This is a genomic window from Escherichia sp. E4930, from assembly GCF_005845405.1.
In the GTDB taxonomy this organism is placed as follows: domain Bacteria; phylum Pseudomonadota; class Gammaproteobacteria; order Enterobacterales; family Enterobacteriaceae; genus Escherichia.
This window is the reverse complement of sequence record NZ_VCDZ01000072.1, coordinates 1-1,043: the sequence shown is the minus strand read 5'-3', so window position 1 is coordinate 1,043 and position 1,043 is coordinate 1. Positions and strand designations below refer to the sequence as shown.

The window sequence follows — 1,043 nt, the reverse complement described above, 5'->3', positions numbered from 1 at the left end:
TAATGCTGACGTTATTTCGGACAGGCATTTGCCGGCGCAGAATGAGTTCCGTTGCTGTCTGATAATATGCGGGATTCGTTCCCTCAGTTCGAACCAGATCTCGGCAAGAATAAGCCCCAGCATCTGTCGCGTCCCCATACGAAAACCGGAATTAAGTGAAGCACTGGCGACAGCAGTAGCAAACTTACTACTCAGGTAATAGCTCTGATTAATCGTGGCCTCGTATTTTTCCCGGGCATATTTATCAGCCCTTTCCATACGCTCAGTATCTGCATCAGCTTTTTTTCTCAGACTTATCAGACGTTTCTTTTCTTTTTCTGTCAGTGTTGCCTGAGATTCAAGCTCTGCTATCTGCCTTAACGTATCTTCTCTGTTTTTCTGCAGTGTGCAAATAAACGCATCCATTGAGTCTGCTTTCTTTGATTTATTGAGCGACTCATGTGTGAATGCCAGATTTGAAGCGTCATTTGCCAGTTCTGCACCATCCCGTTCAGCAAGAATTCTCCCCGGATCATTATGAATTTCTTTAGCGGAAATAATATGATCCAGATTTTTTTTATCGTCTGAAGCAAACACTTCGCCTGTATATGCATCAGTAAGAGCCCCTGCCTGATGCGCACGCTTTCCTTCCCGGTTCGTCGCGATGTAGTTCTCATGGCTGTGGTAGTGATGTGAATCATAGTCGCCACGACCTTCATACCGCTGTCGCTCAGCCTCCGTGGCATAAATGCCATTACGCACATTATGGATAGTGTCAACATCACCACCCTTACGATCATTTAGCAACAGAAAATCCAGCCCGAATGATGTAACCAGGCTCTTCACCATGGTCTGATGTAACTCTTCTGTCCAGTCAAATTTTTCCACATTCATGTTATTTCACTTCTTGTAAAGCCGGGCTTTAACGCCCGGTAAATCATTAACTCCGGGATGAAAAATCATCAAATTTCACAACCGAACTGGCCAGTACATCATCCAGCTCTTCCTTATTAATAACATTCATTCCATTATCATCCTTTTCCATTTCAATAACGTTATCTTTT

The 1,043-nt window shown here is 43.7% G+C and carries 2 pseudogenes; both read right to left on the bottom strand.

The features are described 5' to 3' along the window. Positions 1-873, bottom strand: a pseudogene (locus FFT88_RS25105) (coiled-coil domain-containing protein 22); the annotation flags it as partial. A 46-nt stretch (positions 874-919) separates the two neighbouring features. After that, a pseudogene (locus FFT88_RS25965) lies at positions 920-1,043 on the bottom strand (chemotaxis protein); the annotation flags it as partial.